The organism is Isoptericola jiangsuensis (assembly GCF_048320105.1).
Taxonomy (GTDB): domain Bacteria; phylum Actinomycetota; class Actinomycetes; order Actinomycetales; family Cellulomonadaceae; genus Isoptericola; species Isoptericola jiangsuensis_A.
Genome location: NZ_CP182942.1, coordinates 3,303,142 through 3,323,171 on the forward strand (window position 1 = coordinate 3,303,142; position 20,030 = coordinate 3,323,171).

General features: G+C 73.7%; 13 protein-coding genes and 3 pseudogenes. 10 read left to right on the plus strand and 6 right to left on the minus strand.

Annotated features, from left to right (window positions below; genetic code table 11):
- Positions 1–6: 6 nt before the first annotated feature.
- Together ACNHYB_RS15110 and glf are read left to right on the plus strand one after the other, a co-directional pair.
- Positions 7–1,866 carry a glycosyltransferase gene (locus ACNHYB_RS15110; RefSeq protein ID WP_418276175.1) on the plus strand — a complete coding sequence of 620 codons (1,860 nt, stop codon included), beginning with the start codon at positions 7–9 and terminating at the stop codon, positions 1,864–1,866.
- Positions 1,867–1,879: 13 nt separating this feature from the next.
- On the plus strand, positions 1,880–3,019 hold the full coding sequence (gene glf, locus ACNHYB_RS15115; protein ID WP_418276176.1) for a UDP-galactopyranose mutase: 1,140 nt from the start codon (positions 1,880–1,882) through the stop codon (positions 3,017–3,019).
- Positions 3,020–3,210: 191 nt separating this feature from the next.
- Here glf and manA read toward each other — a convergent pair.
- Positions 3,211–4,389: pseudogene (gene manA / locus ACNHYB_RS15120) on the minus strand (mannose-6-phosphate isomerase, class I); the annotation flags it as partial.
- A 2-nt stretch (positions 4,390–4,391) separates the two neighbouring features.
- Between manA and ACNHYB_RS15125 the strand changes: the two are divergent.
- Complete coding sequence (locus tag ACNHYB_RS15125) at positions 4,392–5,165, plus strand: hypothetical protein (RefSeq protein ID WP_418276177.1); 774 nt, start codon at positions 4,392–4,394, stop codon at positions 5,163–5,165.
- Here ACNHYB_RS15125 and ACNHYB_RS15130 read toward each other — a convergent pair.
- Positions 5,117–6,079: a hypothetical protein gene (locus tag ACNHYB_RS15130; protein ID WP_418276178.1), complete on the minus strand. Its 963-nt coding sequence runs from the start codon at positions 6,077–6,079 to the stop codon at positions 5,117–5,119. The genes ACNHYB_RS15125 and ACNHYB_RS15130 overlap by 49 nt on opposite strands.
- Positions 6,076–6,993, minus strand: coding sequence for a hypothetical protein (locus tag ACNHYB_RS15135; protein WP_418276179.1), 918 nt, complete (start codon positions 6,991–6,993; stop codon positions 6,076–6,078). The genes ACNHYB_RS15130 and ACNHYB_RS15135 overlap by 4 nt, the downstream gene beginning before the upstream one ends.
- 196 nt (positions 6,994–7,189) lie before the next feature.
- Here ACNHYB_RS15135 and ACNHYB_RS15140 point away from each other — a divergent pair.
- The 5 genes and pseudogenes from ACNHYB_RS15140 to ACNHYB_RS15160 all read left to right on the plus strand — a co-directional run.
- Positions 7,190–8,254 (plus strand): annotated as a pseudogene (locus tag ACNHYB_RS15140) (cytidylyltransferase domain-containing protein); the annotation flags it as partial.
- A 129-nt stretch (positions 8,255–8,383) separates the two neighbouring features.
- Positions 8,384–9,273: pseudogene (locus ACNHYB_RS15145) on the plus strand (N-acetylneuraminate synthase family protein).
- Positions 9,274–9,289: 16 nt separating this feature from the next.
- Positions 9,290–10,264 carry a glycosyltransferase family 2 protein gene (locus tag ACNHYB_RS15150; protein ID WP_418276180.1) on the plus strand — a complete coding sequence of 325 codons (975 nt, stop codon included), beginning with the start codon at positions 9,290–9,292 and terminating at the stop codon, positions 10,262–10,264.
- Positions 10,261–11,736 (plus strand): polysialyltransferase family glycosyltransferase, encoded by a 1,476-nt coding sequence (locus ACNHYB_RS15155; RefSeq protein WP_418276181.1) that lies wholly within the window; start codon positions 10,261–10,263, stop codon positions 11,734–11,736. The genes ACNHYB_RS15150 and ACNHYB_RS15155 overlap by 4 nt, the downstream gene beginning before the upstream one ends.
- A complete protein-coding gene (locus tag ACNHYB_RS15160; protein ID WP_418276182.1) occupies positions 11,729–12,805 on the plus strand; it encodes a glycosyltransferase family 2 protein in 1,077 nt (358 codons plus the stop codon). Before ACNHYB_RS15155 ends, ACNHYB_RS15160 begins: the two co-directional genes overlap by 8 nt.
- A gap of 21 nt (positions 12,806–12,826) precedes the next feature.
- Here the strand turns inward: ACNHYB_RS15160 and ACNHYB_RS15165 are convergent, their stop codons facing one another.
- Together ACNHYB_RS15165 and ACNHYB_RS15170 are read right to left on the minus strand one after the other, a co-directional pair.
- Positions 12,827–14,032, minus strand: a complete 1,206-nt coding sequence (locus ACNHYB_RS15165) for a DUF6716 putative glycosyltransferase (RefSeq protein ID WP_418276183.1) — start codon at positions 14,030–14,032, stop codon at positions 12,827–12,829.
- Positions 14,029–15,033, minus strand: coding sequence for a hypothetical protein (locus tag ACNHYB_RS15170; RefSeq protein ID WP_418276184.1), 1,005 nt, complete (start codon positions 15,031–15,033; stop codon positions 14,029–14,031). Before ACNHYB_RS15170 ends, ACNHYB_RS15165 begins: the two co-directional genes overlap by 4 nt.
- 137 nt (positions 15,034–15,170) lie before the next feature.
- Here ACNHYB_RS15170 and ACNHYB_RS15175 point away from each other — a divergent pair, with 137 nt between their 5' ends.
- Entirely contained in the window at positions 15,171–15,992 is an 822-nt protein-coding gene (locus ACNHYB_RS15175) for a TylF/MycF/NovP-related O-methyltransferase (protein ID WP_418276185.1), read from the plus strand.
- Positions 15,993–16,019: 27 nt separating this feature from the next.
- Here ACNHYB_RS15175 and ACNHYB_RS15180 read toward each other — a convergent pair whose 3' ends face one another.
- On the minus strand, positions 16,020–18,476 hold the full coding sequence (locus tag ACNHYB_RS15180) for a glycosyltransferase (protein WP_418276186.1): 2,457 nt from the start codon (positions 18,474–18,476) through the stop codon (positions 16,020–16,022).
- A 124-nt stretch (positions 18,477–18,600) separates the two neighbouring features.
- Between ACNHYB_RS15180 and ACNHYB_RS15185 the strand changes: the two genes are divergently transcribed.
- On the plus strand, positions 18,601–20,007 hold the full coding sequence (locus tag ACNHYB_RS15185; protein WP_418276187.1) for a glycosyltransferase: 1,407 nt from the start codon (positions 18,601–18,603) through the stop codon (positions 20,005–20,007).
- Positions 20,008–20,030 lie beyond the last annotated feature (23 nt).

A 20,030-nucleotide genomic window follows, 5' to 3' on the forward strand; every position in this document is an offset into this window, starting at 1 on the left:
CTCAGGATGTCCACCCCCGTAGTCGTCGCCGTCGTCGTGTCGTACAACCGAGCCGAGCTGCTCGGTGCCGCGCTCGACGCCCTGGGCGCGCAGACGCGAGACGTCGACCGGATCGTCGTCGTCGACAACGCCTCCACCGACGACGCCCTCGCCGTGGCGCAGGGGCACCCCAGCGCACCCCACGTCGTGGCGCTGTCGCGCAACACCGGGGGAGCGGGCGGTTTCGCCGCCGGGCTCGCCACGGCCGTGGCGGACCTCGGCGCCGACCTCGTGTGGGTGATGGACGACGACACGATCCCGACCCCCACGGCGCTCGCCGAGCTGCTCGCCGCCCGGGACGCCTACGACGGCGAGGTGACCGCGCTCGCGAGCCGGGTCGTGTGGGTCGACGGCACCGACCACCCGATGAACACCCCGCGCCGGCGTCCGCGGGTGTCCGCCGCCGACGCCGAGCGGGCCGACCGGGCCGGCGCGATGCCGGTGCGGTCGATGTCGTTCGTGTCGATGCTCATCGACGCGCGGGCCGTGCGCCGCTCCGGCCTGCCCGTCACCGACTACTTCATCTGGAACGACGACTTCGAGTACTCCACCCGGCTGCTGCGCGACCGGGTCGGGCTGTACGTGCCGGGCAGCGTCGTCGAGCACCGCACCAAGAAGCTCGGCGCGACGGACGCCGACCCGGGGCCGCGCTTCTACTACGAGGTGCGCAACAAGATCTGGATGTTCTCCCGCTCCGGCGGGCTGACGTTCACCGAGCGCGTCCTGTACGGCGGCTCCACCGTGCGTCGGTGGCTGCGGACCTTCGTGCGCTCCGGTGACCGCCGCACCCTCGCCGGTGCCGGCGCGCGCGGGCTGTGGCACGGGATCACGCGCCCGCCCCGGCCGGACACCGAGGTGCTGTCCGGCGTCGGGCCCGCAGCCCTCACCGTCGCCCGCCTCGAGGCGGGAGCCTCGCTGCCCGCCCCCGTGCACGTCACCCGCATCGCCGCGGCCCCGGGGTCGTTCGTCTCCGGCGAGCCGCTGGCGGACGCGCGGTTCTCGGTGCTCCTGCCCGTGTACGCCGGTGACGACGCCGCCCACCTGGAGCGCGGGTTCCGGTCGGTGACCGTCGACCAGACGCTGCGTCCCGACGAGGTCGTCGTCGTGCGCGACGGGCCCGTCGGCGACGACGTCGCCGCGGTGCTGGACCGCCTGGACCAGATCACCGACGTCCCCGTCCGGGTGGTGCGGCTGCCGCACAACCTCGGTCTCGCGCGGGCGCTGGAGGACGGCCTGGTCGCGTGCCGGCACGAGATCGTGGCACGTGCCGACGCCGACGACATCTCGCTGCCGCAGCGCTTCGCGACGCAGGTGCCGCTGATCACGTCCGGTCACGACATCGTCGGGTCGGCGATCTGCGAGTTCGAGGACGACGAGACCGTGCGTGGCATGGTCCGGGTACCGCCCACCGGGGCCGGGATCGCCGAGGCCGCGCGCTTCCGCGACCCGTTCAACCACCCGTCCGTGGTGTACCGCCGGTCCGCCGTGGCCGCCGTCGGGGGCTACGAGCACCTCGACCTCATGGAGGACTACCTGCTGTTCGCCCGGATGCTCGCCGCCGGGGCGCACGCCGAGAACATCACCGAACCGCTGGTGCTCTACCGCGTCGGCGCGGGGGCGTACGCACGGCGTGGCGGACGGCGTCTGCTCGCCTCCGAGCTCGCCCTGCAGCGGACCCTGCACACCGAGGGATTCGTGTCGACGCCGCAGATGGTGCGCAACGTCGTCGTCCGGGCCGGCTACCGGCTCGTGCCGCAGGGGCTGCGTCGCGCCGGCTACCGGCGGTACACGCGCAACCGCGGTGGATACCTGCCCGACGACCTGTAGGAGCTCAAGACACATGAATGCCGACCTCGTCGTCGTCGGGACCGGGTTCTTCGGCCTGACCGTGGCGGAACGCCTGGCCGACGCGGGCCGCCGGGTGCTGATGATCGACCGCCGGGACCACCTCGGCGGCAACGCCTACTCCGAGGCGGAGCCCACCACGGGCATCGAGGTGCACCGCTACGGCGCGCACCTGTTCCACACGTCCAACGAGCGGGTGTGGGAGTACGTCAACCGGTTCACGTCGTTCACGGACTACACCCACCGGGTGTACACCACGCACCGTGGCGAGGTGTACCCGATGCCGATCAACCTCGGCACGATCAACCAGTTCTTCCGGTCGGCGCACGGCCCGGCCGCGGCGCGGGCGCTCCTCGCCGAGCAGGCCGCCGAGCTCGACGGCAAGGAGCCCGCGAACCTCGACGAGCAGGGCGTGCGGCTCATCGGACGTCCCCTGTACGAGGCGTTCATCCGGGAGTACACGGCCAAGCAGTGGCAGACGGACCCTCGCGACCTGCCGGCGTCGGTGATCTCGCGGCTGCCCGTGCGGTACACGTACGACAACCGCTACTTCAACGACACCCACCAGGGCCTGCCCGTCGACGGGTACACCGCCTGGCTGGAGCGGATGGCCGACCACCCGAACATCGAGGTGCGGCTCGGGGTCGACTTCTTCGACACCTCTCAGCCGGTGCACCGGGAGGCCGTCGTCGGGCAGGTGCCGGTGGTGTACACCGGGCCGGTGGACCGCTACTTCGGGTATGCCGAGGGCGAGCTGTCGTGGCGCACGCTGGACTTCGAGTCCGAGGTGCTCGACGTCGGGGACTTCCAGGGCACGTCGGTGATGAACTACGCCGACGCGGACGTGCCGTTCACCCGCATCCACGAGTTCCGCCACTTCCACCCCGAGCGGGACTACCCGAGCGACCGCACCGTCATCATGCGGGAGTTCTCGCGGTTCGCCTCGCGCTCCGACGAGCCGTACTACCCGGTGAACACCCCCGAGGACCGGGCGCGTCTGCTGCGGTACCGCGAGCTCATGGGCGGCGAGCGCGAGGTCCACTTCGGCGGTCGGCTCGGCACGTACCAGTACCTGGACATGCACATGGCGATCGGTGCGGCGCTGTCCATGGTGGACAACCACCTCCTGCCCTGACCCGTCCGCACCTCGGCTCGCCGGCCGGGGCGACCGTCCCGGTTGCCGCAGGGGTCAGGGAACCCAGGCGCAGACCAGGTGTCCGTCGCCCGTGACGACGGCTGCTCCGGCCGCGTCCGGCACCAGGCACGCCTCCCCCGGCCCAGGGTGAGCTCCCCGGCCGTCGTGGACAGGGTGACCCGGCCGTCCAGCGCGAGCACGATCCGCGGTCCGTCGGCCGCGATCCGCACCGGCTCGGCAGGGTCGACGTCGACGGTCGTCAGCGCGAACTCCGTCACCGGCGCCCGGTAGTGGGTCACCAGGCTGTGGGTCCCGGTCACGCTGGTGTCGGGCCGCACGGGCGGACGCGGGGCGAACGCCGCGCACTCGACCAGCGCCTCGGAGTCGACGTGCTTGCTGGTCAGGCCGGCGCGCAGGACGTTGTCCGATGCCGCCATGATCTCCACGCCCAGCCCCGACAGGTAGGCGTGCACCTCGCCCGCCGGGATGAAGATCGCCTCCCCGGGCTCCAGCGAGACCCGGTTGAGCAGCAGCGACGCGACGGCGCCGGGGTCGCCGGGGTGCTGCTCGGCGAGCGTCAGCACGGTGGCGTCGGCGCGGGCCGACGGCGACGCGGCGGCCCGGGCGTGCACGGCCGCGACCGTGGTGGCGACGTCGTCGGCGCACCAGGCGGCGCCCCGAGCGGCCAGCAGCACCTCGAGCGCGGCCCGCAGGCCGACGGACGACCTCGCCCGCCCGAGCGCGTCGCGCACCTGGGCGACCAGCTTGCCGTCGAGCCCGTCGAGGAGCTCGAGCACCGCGCGCGGGCTGCGGAAGCCCGCCAGCCCTTCGAACGCGGTGAGCGCCACGAGCATCTCCGGCTTGTGCTGCTCGTCGTGGAACGACCGCTGCGCCGAGCCGGCGGCGACCCCCGTGCGGTTCTCGCGCTGGAAACCGGCCCGCGCCATGTGCGGGCGCGGGTGGACCTGCAGGGACAGGGCGCGCCGGGCTGCCAGCACCTTGAGCAGGTAGGGCAGGCGCGGACCGAAGCGGTCGGCCACCCGGCGGCCCAGGACCTCGTGCGGCGCGGCGGACACCAGGTCGGTGAGCGAGGTGCCGCGCCCGAGCAGCGACGGGGCCGAGGGGTGCGCACCGAGCCACAGCTCGGCGGCCGGGCTGCCGTCGACCGGCCGGCCGACGAGGTGCTGGATGTGCTCCAGGGAACCCCAGTCGTACGGCTGCACCGTGTTGTCGAGACGGTGCAGGCCCGTCGCGTCGACACCGAGCGTTCGGTGAGAGTTCACCGTCGCGCCGTCGACATTCGGAGTCTCGGCGTGATCGACTGGTCGGTCGATATCCGCCACGGCGGTCCCTTCAGAATTCCGGAGCATTCGTGCACGCTTTCCATTCGCTGGCCTACATGGACGTCGAGAAGTCGGGCTCGACCTATGTCTCGCGGTTCCTCCGCGATTTCCTCGACGACGACGAAGTCGCGTTCCGCAAGCACGTCGAGCTCGAGGACCGTCCCCCGGCTGGTCGCCTGCACGTCATCTCCGTCCGTGATCCCCTGGACACGTACCTGTCGCTGTACTCCTACGGATGCCAGGGTAAGGGTGGTCTGTCCGGCACGATCCGTCAGGCCGGGCTCGGGCACCTGTACGACGCGACGCCGCAGGGCTTCGACCGCTGGCTCGACGTCGTCCTGGACCCGGCGCGCGCCGAGGCGCTCAACCCGCGCTCGTACGCGCGCTGCGGTGTCGCCGAGCACGTCGGCCTGCTGTCGTTCCGCGTGGCGCGGCTGTCCAGCCCGCGACCGCTGCGCTGGATGCGTGCCGTGACCTCGACCGACGAGTTCCTGCAGGCCTACCGTGAGCACAGCGTCGTCGACGTGGTGCTGCACAACGAGACCCTCACGCAGGACCTCGCGGCGCTGGTGCGCCGCGAGGACCTGGCGTGGCGCCCGAGCCGCGACGCCGCCCTGGCGGCGCTGGCGGCCGCCGAACGGCTCAACACCAGCGCCCGCCTGGACTCCGAGGCCGGGTTCGCCGTCCCGCAGGACGCCCGGGACCGCGTGGCGGCGCGCGAGAGGCTGCTGACGGAGGTGCTCGGCTACGGCGCTCACCGGACCTCCACCCGTTCGGCGACCCAGTCGATGTCCGCCGCGTAGCGAGCGGCGAGCGCCTCGACGGCGTCGCCGGTCAGGAACCTGGCCGGCGCGTCGTCGGGGACGGGGTGGCGTCCCAGGGTCTGCACGGAGAACTGGTGCAGGGCGGCCCGCTCCTGCGGGGTGCGCAGCAGCGGGAGCGTCGCCATGCTGAGGTCCGCCATCCGCTGCGAGTAGCGGACGTTCACCCGGTGCGACTCGTCCACGGTCACGTCGACCGGAGCGCCACCGAGGCGGTGCACGGCGTCGAGGATGATCTGGCGCACCAGGCCGGAGCCCTCGGGGCGCGCGCGGTCGTAGTCGTAGACCGTGACGTTCTCGGCGCCGAACGTCTCGATCAGCGTGGAGACGACCGGGCGCCACGACAGGTCGTCCAGCACCCGGTCGGCCAGCGCCTCGAACGGCCTGGAGCGGCCGGCCTTGAGCTGCTGCTGGTAGGCGGACTCCAGGAAGTCGCGATAGCTGCGCACGGAGAACTGGACGTGCCGGGGGACCCCGGCCGTGGCGCTCTCCAGCGCCGCGAGGTTGTCGGCGAGGCGCGGGTACAGGGCGGGGGAGCTGTCGAGGAACGCCGCGCCGACGTTCGACTCGCACGAGTAGTACAGGCCGGGACGGCGTGTGTCGTGCCAGGACTGCGTCAGGTAGGCCTCGAGCCGTTCGGCCGAACCCGGCCGGGCCGCCTCGTACCAGCCGCCCAGCGTCTTGCGGATCTCGCCCTGGTCGGTGCGCGCCGTCACCCCGGCGGCGGCCAGCACCGCGGCGTTCTGCCGGCACCACGCCTGGACGGCCGTGGTGCCGGTCTTCTGCGAGCCGAGGTGCAGCACGAGGCGTCGGCCTCGCGGCATCGGACGGCGCAGGCCCAGCCGCCTGGCGGTGCGGGCCGCCAGGCGGCGGACGAAGACGGACGGCGCGCTCATCGGACCTCCACGATGTCTCGGAGCCGGGCCAGGTCGGTGGCGTCCTGCACGGCGAGGCGCTCGGCGAGCGCAGGGGTGACGGGCCACGCTGGCGGGCCGTCGGCGTCGATCTTCGCGGTGACGAAGTCGCGCAGGGCGGCCCGGTCGTCCCAGGAGCGCAGGTGGGGCAGGATCGCGAGCGCCACCTGGGTCTGCCGCTGCGACCAGTGCGTCACGTCGCGTCCGGCGGGTTCGAAGTCGTCCGTGCGTCCGTCGGTGGCCACGTCGTCCGGGCGCACGCCGACGTCCAGGTCGTCGAGCAGTGCGGTCACGACGTCGCGCGCGACGGCACGGGTCGCGGCGGGTGCGCCGCCCGGGCGGGCGGCCGTGGCGTCGTGCACGACGACGCGGTCGTCGCCGAGCGCGGCGACCAGACGCTCGACCAGGGGGACCCAGGTGGGGTCCACGACCTGCTGCGCGAACGTCTCGAACTCCACCAGGTGACCCTGGCGGACGGCCTCGACCCACGCGAGCACGACCGTGCCGGCGTGGTCACCGATGCTCAGGTGCACCCGCGAGGCGAGGGGCTGCAGCGCGGTCGACAGCGCGTCGACGCCGGCGCCGGCGTCCGGGTGCAGCGGCCCGCCGGTGTGCCGGTAGGCGGGGCCGAGGATCCGTGCCGTGGAGAACAGCGTCGTGCCGGGCGACGTGAGATGGGCGCGCAGCTGGGCGCGGCCACGGTCGGACCGCCAGTCGAATCCCGGGACCGCCTGCCGCAGCGCGGCGTCGGAGGTGCGGGTGCGGACCTGGGCGTCGGCGAGCACGTCGCGACGCGCGTCGCACCAGCGCCCGACCGCCTCCGCGGTGCCGCGGTGCGCGCCCAGGTGGACCGCGACGGTGCACGCGGTGCGCTGCACGGTCGCCTCGGACGTCATGGATTCTCCTTCGTCGATCGGATCTTCTTCGTCGAGACGTTAGTGCACGGACCATTGAAAAAATGACGTCCGTGTGGCCGGACACTGCTCATCACGGGGGTGATCGATCAATGTTCACCATCGGGTCACTCGATGTTCGGTGACAGTTAGCGAGAAGTGGCCGATCTCGCCGCATCGGCCTTCTAGTGTCGCCGCCATGAACGAATCCGTGCTCGTCGTCGTCCCGGCCCGTGGGGGCTCGGTGGGCGTGCCGCTGAAGAACCTCCAGCAGGTCGGCGGCGGGTCCCTCGTGGCCCGCGCCGTCCGGTCCGCCCAGGCCGCCGGCACCGTGACCCACGTCGTCGTCTCGACGGACCACGCGGAGATCGCCCAGGAGGCCGGGCGGCACGGCGCACGCGTCGTGGCACGGCCCACCGAGATCGCCGGGTCGACCGCCAGCTCGGAGTCCGCGGTGCTGCACGTCCTCGACGAGCTCGCCGCCGCCGACGGCCAGGACCCCGTGGTGACGGTGCTGCTGCAGGCGACGAGCCCGTTCGTCGACCCCGCCGACCTCGACGCGGCGGTGCGCCAGGTGCTCGACGGCACCCACGACGTCGTCGTCGCCGTGGCACCCACCCACGACTTCCAGTGGCGGCTCGACGCCGACGGCCCCGTGCCCGTCGGGCACACCACCGAACGCCGTCCCCGCCGTCAGGAGCGCGCCCCGCACTTCCGCGAGACGGGCGGCTTCTACGTCATGCGCACCGCCGGCCTGCGGGAGCACGGCACGCGGTTCTTCGGCTCGGTCGGCCTGCAGCCCGTGGCACCCGAGTGGGCCGTGGAGATCGACGAGCCGCGCGACCTCTGGCTGGCCCGCACGCTGCTGGACCAGCCCGCCGACGGCGACCTCGGGGCCGCGGCGACCGCGCCCGGACCGATCGACGTCGACGCCCTCGTCACCGACTTCGACGGCGTGCACACCGACGACGCCGTCCACGTCGGCCAGGACGGCACGGAGAGCGTCCGCGTCCACCGCGGCGACGGACTCGGCATCGGCCTGCTGCGCGACGCCGGCGTGCCCCTGCTCATCCTGTCCAAGGAGACCAACCCCGTCGTCTCGGCCCGGGCCCGCAAGCTCGGCGTCGACGTCCTGCAGGGCATCGACGACAAGGAGACGGCGCTGCGCGACTGGATCGCCGCACGCCGCCTCGACCCGGACCGGGTCGCCTACGTCGGCAACGACGTCAACGACCTGCCCGCACTGCGCGTCGTCGGCTGGCCCGTGGCCGTCGCCGACGCCCACCCCGACGTGCTCGCCGCCGCGCGGGCCGTCACCACAGCCCGCGGCGGCCACGGAGCCGTCCGCGAGGTCTGCGACCGCATCATCACCACCCATCGGAAGGACCCCGCCATGACCGCCACCACGACCGCCCCCCGCCCGGTGCAGATCGGCGAGCACGTCGTCGGCGCCGGCGAGCCCGTCTACGTCATCGGAGAGATCGGCATCAACCACAACGGTGACGTCGAGATCGCCAAGCAGCTCATCGACGTCGCCGTCGCCGCCGGCTGCCAGGCGGTGAAGTTCCAGAAGCGCACCCCCGAGATCTCCACCCCCAAGGACCAGCGGGACAAGATCCGTCAGACGCCCTGGGGCGAGATGACCTACCTGGAGTACAAGTACAAGGTCGAGTTCGAGCACGAGCAGTACGCCGAGATCGACCAGTACGCCAAGGCCCAGGGCGTGCAGTGGTTCGCCTCCCCGTGGGACGTGCCCTCGGTGGGCTTCCTCGAGGAGTTCGGCGTGCCGACGCACAAGATCGCCTCGGCGTCCGTGACCGACCACGACCTGCTGCGCGCGCTCGCCGACACCGGCAAGCCGATGATCCTGTCCACCGGCATGTCGACGCTGGAGCAGATCGACGAGGCCGTGGAGATCCTCGGCACCGACGGGCTCGTGCTCCTGCACGCCACGTCCACCTACCCGCTTCCCCCGAGGAGGCGAACCTGCGCACCATCACCACCCTGTCGGAGCGCTACGGCGTCCCCGTCGGCTACTCGGGCCACGAGACCGGCCTGCAGATCTCCCTGGCGGCCGTCGCCCTCGGCGCCGTCGCCGTCGAGCGGCACATCACCCTCGACCGCGCCATGTGGGGGTCCGACCACGCCGCGTCGCTCGAGCCGAAGGGCCTGACGAACCTCGTGCGCGACATCCGCATCCTCCAGGACGCCCTCGGTGACGGCGAGAAGAAGGTCATGCCGGGCGAGCTCGCCCCCATGTCCCGCCTGCGCCGCATCGGCTGACCGGGGCGCACGACGCATGACAGACGCACGACCACAGGTGTCCGTCGTCGTCCCTGCCCGGGACGCCGGCGGGCACCTGCCCGACGCCCTCGGCAGCCTGCGCCGGCAAGGACTCGACCCCCGCGACCTGGAGGTCGTCGTCGTCGACGACGGCTCGACGGACGACACCCAGCGGGTGCTCGAGGAGGCCTCCGACCGGATGCCGGCCCTGCGCTGGGTGCACCACCGCACCCCGCGCGGCGTGTCCGCCGCCCGCAACCGGGGCGTCCGGGAGGCGCGGGGCCGCTGGGTCACCTTCCTCGACCCGGACGACTGGTACCTGCCCGGCCACCTCGCGGCCATGCTCGACGCCGCCCGCAGCACCGACGCCGACTTCCTCGTCTGCGACCAGGTGCAGGCCTACGGCGGCGAACGGCGCCGGGTGCGCGCCCCCGAACCCCGCCGGTACGTGCGCCTCGACCCCCGCACCGGCATCCTGCCGACCTCCCGGTCGACCATGGTCAACTACGTGCAGGTGTCGTCCCGCTTCGTGTCCCGGCGGGTGGTCGACGCCGGCCTGGTCGCCTTCGACGAGGACCTGCCCACCGCCGAGGACCGCGAATGGGCGTGGCGGCTGCTGCTCGGCACCGAGCGGTACGCCGTCGTCGACGCCCCCGGCTACGTCTACCGCCGCCAGGTCGGCGGGTCGCTCACCGACATCGGCGACGTCCGCCAGGTGGGCTTCCTCGACGCCTACGGCGTCGTCCTGGACCGGCTGCGCGGCGAGGCCGGACTGGCCCGCTACGAACCCAAGGTGCTGCGCGACGTCCTCGCCGTGCTCCACCACCACGTCGCCCGCCGCGCCGTCTACCCCGACGACGTCTGGGACGTCATGAGCACCCGGGCCCGCCGGCTCCTCGACCGGTTCGAGCCCGCCGACCGCGCCGCGCAGCGCACCGCGATCGGCCCGGAACGCGCGCGGGCGATCCGCCGGCAAGGAGTGACCGTATGACCGAGGTGAGCTGCCAGGTCGTGACCGCCTCGACCCTGTTCGGCGCCGCGACCGTCGCCGCCGCCTGGGACTCCGGGGCGCTCCCGCGGCGCGAACGCACCGTCCTGGTGGTCCAGCACAACGTCACCGTCCCCGAGGCGTCGGACGACTTCACCCACGGGCCCGCCTTCGCGGCGCTCGCGGACCGTTTCGACGCGGTGGTGGCCTGGAACGACGTCGTCGCGCCGTACCACCCCAAGGAGTGGAGCCCGCGCGACGACGACGCACCGCTGTGGGAGCGTCTGCTGCGGGTGCGCTGGGAGCTGGGCGACGGGCCGCTGGAGCTCGTGGGGGAGTCGGTGGCGACCTCGCCGACGGCGGCCCTCACCCGGATCTTCGGCTCGGCGGCCGTCACGGTGTACGCCGACGGCCTCATGGTCTACGGGCCCACGCGGTTCCCGCTCGACCACGCCACCGGCGGTCGCGTCGACAGGGTGCTGCACCTCGACCTGCTGCCCGGGGTGCGACCGACCCTCCTCGCGGAGTGGGACGTGCCGGGGGTCGTGGTGCCCGCGGAGTCTTTCCGCAAGATCGTGGGCTCGCTCACGGAGCATGCGCTGGCGTGCGGCGACGCGCCGTCGACCCTGTGCCAGGAGCGCGCCGGGGTACGGCTCGCCGACCACCTGCCCGCCGCGGGCGACTACGCGCTGGTGCTCGGCCAGTACATGGCCGCCATCGGTCTGATCAGCGAGGCGGAGGAGTCCGCGCTGCACCGACGCATGGTGAGCCTGGCCGCCGAGCGCGGCTACCGCACCGTGCTGCTCAAGCCGCACCCGTCCGCACCCCGCCAGGGCACCGAGGAGCTCGTGGCCCACGCCCGCACCGTCGGGGTCGACCTCGAGGTCGCGCCCGCCGCCGTCCTCGCGGAGTCGCTGTACGGCGAGTCCGCGCCCGGCCTGGTCGTGTCCTGCTTCTCGACGGCGCTGGCCACGGCACGCTCGGTGTACGACATCGAGGTCGCGGCCGTCGGCACCGACCTCCTGCTGGACCGGCTCGAGCCGTACCCCAACTCCAACCGCGTCCCCGCCGTCGTCGTGGACGCCCTGTGGGGGCCGGACGGGCCGTGGACCACCGACCCGGGCCGCCTGGAACTGCTCGTGCGCGGGGTGTCCTACTGCCAGCAGCCTGCCCTGCTCGGGGACCTCCGTGAGCAGACCGTCGAGCTGTTGACCGCCCGGGACGCTCAGGAGGGCACGCTGGACGACGCCCGGCTGCGCCGCTGGTTCCGCCGGCGGCGGCTGACGACGCTGGGGCTGCCCGGCGGCCTGCCCGTGCCGCGCACGACCCGCCTGCTGCGGTGGGCGGACTCCCTGGACCGCCGGCTCCTCGGCGGCAGGCTGCGACGGCTGGCGCGCCGCCGGTTCGCCGGCGGCGGCGACGACCTGCGTGCCGCGCTCGGTGCCGCCCGGACCCAGGTGGACGGCGATGACTGAACGGCTCGCCTCGCTCGACGGGCGGGAGCTCGACGAGCTCCCCGCGCGGTGCGCGGTCACGGTGGTCGCCTGCGTGCGCGACGAGGAGGACTACCTCGCCGCGGCCGCCGCGTCGGTGCTGGACCAGGACTACGACGGAGAGCTGCGGCTCGTGATCGCCGTGGGACCGTCGCACGACGCGACCGCCGACATCGCCGCCCGGCTCGCCACCGACGAGCGCGTGACCGTCGTCGACAACCCCACCGGGTCGCGCTCGATCGGCCTGAACCTGGCGATCGGGCAGGCCCGCGCCGACGGTACGACGGACGACGTCGTGGTGCGCGTCGACGGTCACACGCGGCTGCCCGTGGACTACGTGCGCCGCTGCCTGGACCTGCTGCGGCGCACCGGTGCGGTCGGCGTCGGCGGGGTCATGACGCCGCGCGGCGAGGGTGCCGTGCAGGAGGCCGCGGCCCGGGCGATGAGCCACCCGGTCGGGATCGGGCCGGCGTCGTTCCACACCGGTGGCAGCGCCGGGCCGGCCGAGACCGTCTACCTGGGGGCGTTCCGGCGGGCCGCCGTGATCGCCGTCGGCGGCTACGACCCGTCGCTGTTCCGCGCGGAGGACTGGGAGCTGTGCCTGCGCCTGCGCCGGGCCGGTGGCACCCTGTGGTTCGATCCGGCGCTCGTGGTGGAGTACCGCCCGCGCCGGACCCTGGGGGCCGTCGCCAAGCAGTTCTGGCGCACCGGGATGTGGCGCCGCGAGGTCGTGCGACGTGACCCGCGGACCGCCAACCTGCGCTACCTCGCGCCGCCGACGCTCGTGCTCGGGCTCACGCTGGCGGTCGTCACGGTGGTGGTGGGAGCCGTCGCCGGGTCGACGCCGCTGGTCGTGGCCGCCCTGGCCGTGCCGGGCGCCTACCTGCTCGGCGTGGTCGTCGCCGCCGCGTTCGCGGCCCGACGGCGTCCGCGGCTGTCGGTCTCGGCCGCTGCGGTGCTGCCGGTCGTCCTGGCCGTCATGCACCTGGCATGGGGGGCGGGGTTCGTGCGGGGGCTGACCGCACGGGCCGCGGTGGACCACCGCGCCTGACGCGTCGCCGTCCCGCCGGGACTAGCGGGTCAGGCGGGCGGACACAGTGACGGGCAGCGCCGAGCGCACCCGCGACCACAGGTGTCGTGGCCACGACCAGGGCACGACGTCGTCCAGCGGCGTGAGGCCGCCCTCGCGGGCCCGTCCGCCGAGGTCGCGCACGACGTCGCCGAGCTCGTCCCGCGGGTGCAGGTAGCCGTCCGCACACCAGTCAGGGTCCGGGGCCGGCCCGCCCGCGCGCAGCGTCGCGGCGACCTCGTCGAGGCGGCGCACGCAGCCCGACCCGGCGTACTGCTCGTTGAGCTGCTCCGCACCGATGCCGAAGTCCGCCAGGAAGACCGTCGGCAGGCCTCGGGCCAGCGCCTCCAGCGCCGCCGTGGAGCTCACCGTGAGCAGCGCCGAGCCCGGGGTGAGGTGGTCCGCCATCGGCCCGACGGCGAAGACCACGTCGTGCGCGGACCGCCCCAGACGGCGGTGCTCGGCGTCCCAGAGCACGTCCAGCGGGTACGGCTCGTTGTGGGTCTGGCGTTCGCCGGCGCGCGCCCGCAGCTTGACCACCACCTCCAGGCCGTCGTCGCTCAGCCGGGCCAGCCCGTCCAGCAGGAGGACCCGGTCCTCGCGGGTGGCGGGCACCTTCGCCTGGGCGGCCACGACGACACGGTGCGGCGCCCCCGGCGAGCCCTGCACCGACGTCGGGCCGACCGGGGCGACGTCGAGGAACGGCAGCCGCGCGACCGGCAGCACCGGAGCGGCGCCGTGCGCGGCGAACGCGTCCTCGTACGGGCCCGCCTCACCGGGGGCGTGAACCACGAAGGCGTCGGCCCAGCGCCGCCAGCCCGTGCCGTGCGCGGTGGCCGGCAGCGCCATGCCCGGCAGCCCCGTCACGAGTGCCGGACGCCGCGCACCGCGGCGCGTCCCGGCCACGATCGCGCGGGCCGTCAGCTCGGCGACGGGCCCCGTGGCCGCGACCAGGACGACGTCCGCCCCGCCGTCGCGCACGAGGCGCGCCACCCCGCGCGGCGACAGCACCCGGGGGACCGGCAGACCGGAGCCCGCCACCGCCGCGCGTGCCTGGTCCGGCGTCGGTGCGAGGGGGGAACGGACCACGACGGCCCCCACCCGGACCGCCCCGCCGCCCGCGTCGTCGCGCAGCCGCGCGAGCGTCCAGGCCGCCCACTTGAGGTAGGAGTCGGAGTCGGCGACCGCCAGGACGCGCAGGTCCGTCATGCGACCTTGCGCGGGCCGGGTGCCGCCACCTGCGCCGCGATGTCGGCGACCGTGCCCAGGTGCTCGCGGAGCCGACCCGACGCCCGGTCCGTCCACCACGCGTCCGGCACGTGCTGCCCGACGACGTCGACCCCACGGGGGCCGAGCAGACGCGTCAGCGTGATCGCCGACGTCGACGGCAGCGTCACCACCCGGCGCCCGGCCGGCAGCGAGCGCAGCCGGAGCTCCACCGGGGCGCCCGGCGCGTCGACGCTCACCCCCGGGACCGACTCGAAGAGCGCCGTCACGAGGGCGTCGTGGCGGCGGTGCGGCAGGTAGCGGACCGGGCCGTCGGCCGCCAGGCCGCGCAGCCACGCCGCATACGCGTCGGCGTGGACCAGCCGGTCCGCGACCAGGCCCGAGCCGACCACCACCGTGGACTCCTCGATCTGCGCTCCGCCGCCGACGCCGTCCGCCGGGCGCGAGCCGAGCCACTCGAAGCCGTGCTGCTCCACACCGAACCCGAGCGAGCGCAGGTCGTCCGCCAGCACGGTGTCCGGCGGCAGCATCGTGACCAGGGTGACCCGGCCCTCACGGGCCAGACGGCGCAACCGGCGGGTGGCCATCGCGCCGAGCGTGCCGCGCAGGGGACCGCCCGGCGCGACCAGGCGCACGAGCGGCTCGCCCGCGACCAGCCGCCGGGCGGCGTCCACCGTCGCGAGACCGTCGTCCACGACGACGAGACGGCCCGTCGGGGCGCCTCGGACCAGCGAGGACTGGAACGCACCGGAGAACACGTCGCCGACGATCCGCACGTCGCCCGCGCCGAGGGCGTCGCGCGCCGGACCGACGGCCACCTCCAGACCCGGCGGCAGACCCAGGGCCCGCACGGCGCCGGTCGCCGTGGCGAGGGTGGGCACGTCCGACCTCGCCACGACCTGCGTCGTGGTGCCGGCGTGGCCTGCGGCGTGCGCCTCCACGGCGCAGAGCAGCTGGAGCGGGGACTCGACGAGGGCAGTCACGTCGTCAGCGTGGCACCGCCGTACGACGGGCCGGGAGACGCCGGGTGGCCTGCCGGTGAACGGCCGGTGCCGGCCGAGGGCGCCCCCACGTGCCACAGGTGCTGGTGTCGGCGCCGGTGCTGGTGTTCCATGGGCTCATGTTCGCCAAGCGCCGGCGAGAGGCCGATCTCGTGCAGGATGCCGCTCGCCTGCAGCGGGAGCTCGTCGAGGTCCGCGTGGAGCTGGAGTCGAGCAGGGCCGTCGTCCGGCGTCTGCGACGCAGGGTCCGCAGCCTGGAGGCCGAGCAGCTGGAGAACCTCCCGCAGCACGTGGCGGACGTCGCGCGTGCGGTGCGCGCCGAGCACCTGACGCTCCTCGGTGCGGGGCCTCTGGCCGAGCTGGCACGTGCCGCGCTCGAGGTGGAGGACGCGCGACGGCCCGGCATCGTCATGGAGTGCGGGACGGCGCGGGGTGGCTCGGCGATCGTGCTCGCCGCCGCGAAGTCACCCGACCGGCCCCTCTTCGTCCACGACGTCTTCGGCCTGATCCCGCCCCCCACCGACCGGGACGGGGACGACGTCCACGAGCGCTACGCGACCATCGTCGCGGGGCGGGCGGAGGGGCACGGGGGCGAGACGTACTACGGGTACCGGGACGAGCTCTACGACGAGGTGACGGAGTCGTTCGTCCGTCAGGGTTTCCCGCCCGCCGCCTCGAACGTGCACCTGGTGCGCGGTCTGTTCCAGGACACGATCCTCGGTGAGGAGCCCGTGGCGCTCGCACACCTGGACGGTGACTGGTACGAGTCGACCCGGACGTGCCTGGAGCGCATCGCGCCGCGGCTCGTCACCGGTGGACGGCTCGTCGTCGACGACTACCAGGCGTGGTCCGGCTGCCGCAGCGCGGTGGACGAGTACCTGGCCCGCGACCCGGGCCTGGAGCGGGAGATGCACTCACGGCTGCACCTGGTGCGCCGCTGACACCTCCCGCTCCGGTCCGGTCGGTGCTCAGGCCACGACCTGACCGACGGTCTCGCGGTCCTCGACACCCGGCCACGTCTCCTGCAGCGCGACGTAGGAGTCGTGCCAGGGCTTGGTGGCGTCGACCCAGTGCACGAGCTTGGGTGCGGCGACCGGGAGGTCGCGCGTCGGGACGTGGTCCCACGACGGATCGATCTCGGCGCGGTGCGGACCGGTGATCAGGTGCAACGCCTCGCGAGCGGTGAGGCGGTAGTCGCGCATGAGCGCCAGCGCCTCGTCGGCGAACCCGCTCGACCTCATGAGGTCGAGGTCCATGACCAGTACACCGGTGTCGAAGGCGTCGAAGTCGAACACGTGCCGTGCGTGGATGTGCCGGTAGAACTCGTACGCGACGTCCGGTGCGTCGTCGAGCCGACGTGCCGCACGGTAGAGGACCCCGAAACCGCTGGGGTCCGACCCGGACGTGACGCGACCGGCGACGGCACGGCCGTCCAGGTCGGTCGCCGCCAGCTCTGCCACGTCGCCGAGCACGACCCCGTCGACGGGCAGGATCACCGCGCGGGCGACGTCGGGCAGCAGGTGGGCGAGGAGCACGCTGTGCGGGCGCTGCGTGGCGTTGACGCCGATCGACCCGAGGTCCAGCGGGCCCGCGTCGACGACGCGGACCTGCGTCGTCGACGACACCGGCGGCAGCTCGACGTCGGCCTGCTCGGCGAGGACGATCCAGACCCGGAGCGGACCCGCGGTGCCCTCGTCCACCGCGGCGACGGCCGGTCCCAGCCGCTGGACGTCGGCGCGGCCGGGCAGGAACACGACGTCCACGGCGTCGTCGGTCCCGGTCCTGACCGCCAGGGCCGCCGTGAGCTCGGCGGGTGCGACGGCCGGCGGCTCGATCGTCAGGGGCGCACGGTGCCGCGCACGGGCGTGCTCGACCTCCGCGGCGACGGTGGACCGCCACAGGGCGTAGACCTCGTCCTCACCGGCTCCGGCGAGGATCGCGCTGAGCACGGGCTCGAGGCGGGCGAGCATGCCCGTGCGGATCGCCTCGAACGCGTCGTGGTCCAGCCGGAACAGGCCGTTGAACCGGACGTCGGCGTTGTTCGCGGGCTGGAAGTCCACCTGCATGCCGAGGGACGTCGTCGGCAGGTAGCAGTGCAGACGCTTGGTGACGACGTGCGTGAACTCGTGGCGGTACCACTCGAGCAGACGGACCGCCTCGCGCATGTTCTCCACGAAGGTGCGGTCCTTGACCCTTCGGTAGCTCTGCTTCACCGTGACCGCACCGGCCGGTACCGGTTCACGGACGGCGTCCACGTAGACGGTCGCGTCCTCGGTCGGTCCCTGCTCCAGGTCCGGGAAGACGGTGCTCACCGTGGTGGTCAGGCAGCCGGAGAAGAACGCCGGCACGTCCAGGGACAGCAGCAGGTCGACGGTGGTCCAGTCGCGGCACCCGACCGGCCCGTGCGAGCGCAGGTAGTCCACGACCTCGTCGGTGAGCAGTCCCCGCTTGTTGCAGTGGAACGACACGAAGATCGGTCGCAGGGCCGGGTGCAGGGGCAGGTCCCACACCCCGACCCCCGCGAGGTCGTGCATGTGCCACCCGAACTCCAGCAACCAGGTGCCCTCGGGGAAGGCCTGGAACGTCGAGGCGTCGCGATCGACCCGGTACAGCTGCACGTCGGTGGCGGGCCCGTCGAGACGCAGCTCCGGCCGCACCCGGCCCTGGAGCTCGGAGACGAACGTCGTCAGGTCGTCGTCGCCGTGGAACCGCAGGTCCGGACGCCGCACCAGGTGCCCGAGCGAGGACAGGGTCTGGATGTGGTCGCCGATGTTCTGCGACGTCTTGCCGCGGCCCGGCTGGACGTAGTCCATGACGGCGAACGGGACACGGCCCGGGTTGCTCGGCGCGACGGCGTTTCGCCGGCTGTCCAGCCAGCGGTCGAGCCAGGCGATCTCCGTCTCGCCGGCGGGCCACTCCGCGGCGTCGTCGCCGGTGTACGACGCGAGCAGCCGGTCGTGGACGCTGCGACGCAGGTCGCTGTCGCCGTGCACGAGCACGTAGCGCAGGGCCGTGTGCCAGGTGCGGGCCTTGACCCGGGGCTGCTCGTCGGCGACCCACTCGCGCACGAGATCGAGACCGCGGTCCGGGTCCACGGCGAACAGCGACTCCAGGTACGGCAACGGCGTGATCCACGCAGCCTGCGGGCCCCCACGCTCGAAGTGGTGCAGGGCCAGGTCGAAGAGCCGGCGCCGGTGCGCCACGAGCCCGGCGGCGAGGTGCGCGTCGGTGGACGGTTCCGGTGCTGCCAGCTCCAGGTCGACGACGCTCTGCGCCTCGACGAGCTTGTCGGCGTTGAGCTGGCGACGGACGCGGCGCACCAGGGCGTGCGGTCGCCGGGCGGGGGCTGCGGGACGGGATGGCGGCTGGGCGCTGCGGCGCAGCCTGCGCCAGAGCGACCCGATGCGGTCAGCGGTACGGGACATGCGTTCGACCTCCGGCTGGTGGACCTGGGATGCGCTGATCCTAGACCTGTCCGGGCCCGACGAGCTCACACCGACACGGGATCGTGCGGGCCGCGAAGAAGCCCCGTCCGCCTACGATGCGGGCATGAACGGAACTACGGCGAGCACGCCGGACGTGCAGTTTCCTGCGGGCGGGTACGCGGCGGCGACCTGGACGATCCCGGAGGAGTACGGGGGGATGACGTCGGCGCTGCTGCGGCGGTCGAGGGCGTTCGTGGAGCACGCCGGGGTGCCGGTGCGGGTCCTGACGTTCGATCCCGCCCTCGACGTCCGCGCGGCTGTCGGTCGCCTCGAGGATCGCGACGAGCTCGTGCCGGGGCTCACGATCCACAACGTCTGGGAGGCTCTGCGGGCCGCGCCTGACGCCGAGCTCGGGACGCGATCGGGGCGTCGGTTGCCGCGGCGGGAGCGCAAGGGGCTGCCCGGGGAGCGGTACCGCCACGAGACCGACGCGGCGGGGTCGGACCGCCGCCTGGTGTTCCGGGCAGACCGCACGCTCGCGGCGATCGACGAACGGCGCGACGGGCAGCGGCAGGTCGTGGCCGTCACCCGGCGCGGCTACCCGGCGAGGACGTGGAAGACCCTGTGGGTGTTCTACCGGTACTGGATGCGTCACGTCCTGCCGGACAGGCTGACGACCGTCGTGGTCGACAGCAAGTCGCTGGTCCGCTTCTTCACGCAGCATCCCCGCCGGCGGATCTACACGATCCACCTGGTGCACGGAGCGCACCTGTCGTCGGCTGCGAAGGACGAGCACGGGCCGATCGTGCCGGGGCGAGGGGCGATGCTCAGGCACGTCGAGGACTTCGATGCCGTCGTCCTCCTCACCGAGGCCCAGCGACGGGACGTGATCGGACGGGTGGGTGACGTCGGCCGCACCGCCGTCGTCCCGAACAGCACCGAGATACCCACGAACTTCACGCTGACCGGCCGGGACCGCGGTCACGGGGTGATGCTGGCCGGTCTCAGCGACCGCAAACGCATCGGCGACGCCATCGCGGGGATCGACCGCGCCCGGTCCGGACCTGCCGCGGGATCGTTGCGGCTCGACGTGTACGGGACAGGCCCGGAGCAGGCCACGCTCGCCGCCCGCGCTGCTCAGGTGCCCGGCGTGGTCCTGCGGGGCTACGAGCCGAAGGCGTCGGCCAGGTTCGCGCAGGCCTCCTTCATGCTCCTCACCAGCCGGTCCGAGGGCTTCCCCCTGGTGTTCGCCGAGGCGATGGCGCGGGGCTGCCTGCCGATCGCGTACGACATCCGGTACGGACCGGCGGACATCGTCGACCACGGGGTCAACGGGTTCCTGGTGCCCTCCGGTGACATCGAGACCCTGGCCGCCACGATCACCCGGCTCCTCGAGATGGACGAGGACGAGGTGGTCCGCATGCGCGAGGCGGCGACGGCCACGGCACAGCGCTTCGCCGACGTCTCGGTGACGGAGCGGTGGGCCGAGCTCTTCCGTGACGTGGCGGCAGCGAGACGGCTTCCTGCATGACGGGGGACGGCATATGCTTCGGC

Coding starts and splice junctions, on each gene's coding strand:
- ACNHYB_RS15110 (WP_418276175.1), top strand. CDS start 7: ATGTCCACCCCCGTAGTCGTCGCCGTCGTCGTGTCGTACAACCGAGCC.
- glf (WP_418276176.1), top strand. CDS start 1,880: ATGAATGCCGACCTCGTCGTCGTCGGGACCGGGTTCTTCGGCCTGACC.
- ACNHYB_RS15130 (WP_418276178.1), bottom strand. CDS start 6,079: ATGAGCGCGCCGTCCGTCTTCGTCCGCCGCCTGGCGGCCCGCACCGCC.
- ACNHYB_RS15135 (WP_418276179.1), bottom strand. CDS start 6,993: ATGACGTCCGAGGCGACCGTGCAGCGCACCGCGTGCACCGTCGCGGTC.
- ACNHYB_RS15150 (WP_418276180.1), top strand. CDS start 9,290: ATGACAGACGCACGACCACAGGTGTCCGTCGTCGTCCCTGCCCGGGAC.
- ACNHYB_RS15155 (WP_418276181.1), top strand. CDS start 10,261: ATGACCGAGGTGAGCTGCCAGGTCGTGACCGCCTCGACCCTGTTCGGC.
- ACNHYB_RS15160 (WP_418276182.1), top strand. CDS start 11,729: ATGACTGAACGGCTCGCCTCGCTCGACGGGCGGGAGCTCGACGAGCTC.
- ACNHYB_RS15165 (WP_418276183.1), bottom strand. CDS start 14,032: ATGACGGACCTGCGCGTCCTGGCGGTCGCCGACTCCGACTCCTACCTC.
- ACNHYB_RS15175 (WP_418276185.1), top strand. CDS start 15,171: ATGTTCGCCAAGCGCCGGCGAGAGGCCGATCTCGTGCAGGATGCCGCT.
- ACNHYB_RS15180 (WP_418276186.1), bottom strand. CDS start 18,476: ATGTCCCGTACCGCTGACCGCATCGGGTCGCTCTGGCGCAGGCTGCGC.
- ACNHYB_RS15185 (WP_418276187.1), top strand. CDS start 18,601: ATGAACGGAACTACGGCGAGCACGCCGGACGTGCAGTTTCCTGCGGGC.